We start from the raw sequence: 2,138 nt of genomic DNA on the forward strand, positions 1-2,138 counted from the left end.
CGCACCGACCGATGTTGAAAAATCGGCGGATGAGGTGTGGTTAGGGGTGAAATGCCAATCGAACCAGGAGCTAGCTGGTTCTCCCCGAAATGTGTTTAGGCGCAGCGGTAATGATTATAGTCTGGGGGTAAAGCACTGTTTCGGTGCGGGCTGGGAGACCGGTACCAAATCGAGACAAACTCTAAATACCAGATGCACACATTGCCAGACAGACAGTGGGGGATAAGCTTCATTGTCAAGAGGGAAACAGCCCAGACCACCAGCTAAGGTCCCCAAATCATCGCTAAGTGATAAAGGAGGTGAGAGTGCACAGACAACTAGGAGGTTTGCCTAGAAGCAGCCACCCTATAATGAGTGCGTAATAGCTCACTAGTCAAGCGCTCTCGCGCCGAAAATGAACGGGGCTAAGCGATGTACCGAAGCTGTGGGATATCTAAAAAATATCGGTAGGGGAGCGTTCCGTATTAGGTAGAAGCACTAGCGGCGAGCAGGTGTGGACGAAACGGAAGTGAGAATGTCGGCTTGAGTAGCGCAAATATTGGTGAGAATCCAATACCCCGAAACCCTAAGGGTTCCAGAGCCAGGTTCGTCCCCTCTGGGTTAGTCAGGTCCTAAGGCGAGGTCGAACGGCGTAGTCGATGGACAACCGGTGAATAATCCGGTACTCAATTGAATTTGTGCAGAGGGACGGAGGAGGCAATTGTCAGCCGGATGTTGGTTACCGGTTCAATGGTCAAGGTGTTGAGAGTCGGTGAAAACGATTCGAGCCAAGACTTGAGTACGACCCGATACGTCGGGGAAGTGGCATAGTCTGACTTCCAAGAAAAGCTCTAAACACGTTAAGTTCAATTGACCTGTACCCGAAACCGACACAGGTAGGGTGGTTGAGAATACTAAGGGGCGCGAGATAACTCTCTCTAAGGAACTCGGCAAAATGGCCCCGTAACTTCGGAAGAAGGGGTGCCCACTGTAACAAGTGGGTCGCAGTGAAGAGATCCAGGCGACTGTTTACCAAAAACACAGGTCTCCGCAAACTCGAAAGAGAAAGTATGGGGGCTGACGCCTGCCCAGTGCCGGAAGGTTAAGGAAGTCGGTCAGGGGGCAACCCTAAAGCTGGCGACCGAAGCCCCGGTGAACGGCGGCCGTAACTATAACGGTCCTAAGGTAGCGAAATTCCTTGTCGGGTAAGTTCCGACCCGCACGAAAGGCGTAACGATCTGGATGGTGTCTCAGAGAGAGACTCGGCGAAATAGGAATGTCTGTGAAGATACGGACTGCCTGCACCTGGACAGAAAGACCCTATGAAGCTTTACTGTAGCCTGGAATTGTGTCCGGGCTTCGCCTGCGCAGGATAGGTGGGAGGCGTTGATATACCCCTTGTGGGGGGTATGGAGCCAACGGTGAGATACCACTCTGGCGAAGCTAGGATTCTAACCCACTTCCGTAATCCGGAAGGGGAACAGTTTCAGGTGGGCAGTTTGACTGGGGCGGTCGCCTCCCAAAAGGTAACGGAGGCGCGCAAAGGTTCCCTCAGCACGCTTGGAAACCGTGCTTAGAGTGTAAAGGCATAATGGGAGCTTGACTGCAAGACCAACAAGTCGAGCAGGTACGAAAGTAGGCCTTAGTGATCCGACGGCACAGCATGGAATGGCCGTCGCTCAACGGATAAAAGTTACTCTAGGGATAACAGGCTGATCTCCCCCAAGAGTCCACATCGACGGGGAGGTTTGGCACCTCGATGTCGGCTCATCGCAACCTGGGGCGGAAGTACGTCCCAAGGGTTGGGCTGTTCGCCCATTAAAGCGGTACGTGAGCTGGGTTCAGAACGTCGTGAGACAGTTCGGTCCATATCCGGTGCAGGCGTTAGAGCATTGAGAGGAGCCTTCCTTAGTACGAGAGGACCGGGAAGGACGCACCGCTGGTGTACCAGTTATCCTGCCAAGGGTAAACGCTGGGTAGCCAAGTGCGGAGCGGATAACCGCTGAAAGCATCTAAGTGGGAAGCCCACCTCAAGATGAGTGCTCTGTCTACTTAAAGTAGGTAAGGTCACAAGTAGAACACTTGTTAATAGGCGGTAGGTGGAAGTGCAGTAATGTATGCAGCCGAGCCGTGCTAATAGACCGAGGGCTTGACCTCTA

1 rRNA gene is annotated in these 2,138 nt (G+C 53.0%); it reads left to right on the forward strand.

Annotated features, from left to right (window positions below):
• A 23S ribosomal RNA gene (locus tag AABK37_RS41125) occupies window positions 1-2,136 on the forward strand; the annotation flags it as partial.
• Window positions 2,137-2,138: the final 2 nt, after the last annotated feature.

It is taken from the genome of Tolypothrix sp. VBCCA 56010 (assembly GCF_050875635.1).
GTDB lineage: Bacteria > Cyanobacteriota > Cyanobacteriia > Cyanobacteriales > Nostocaceae > Hassallia.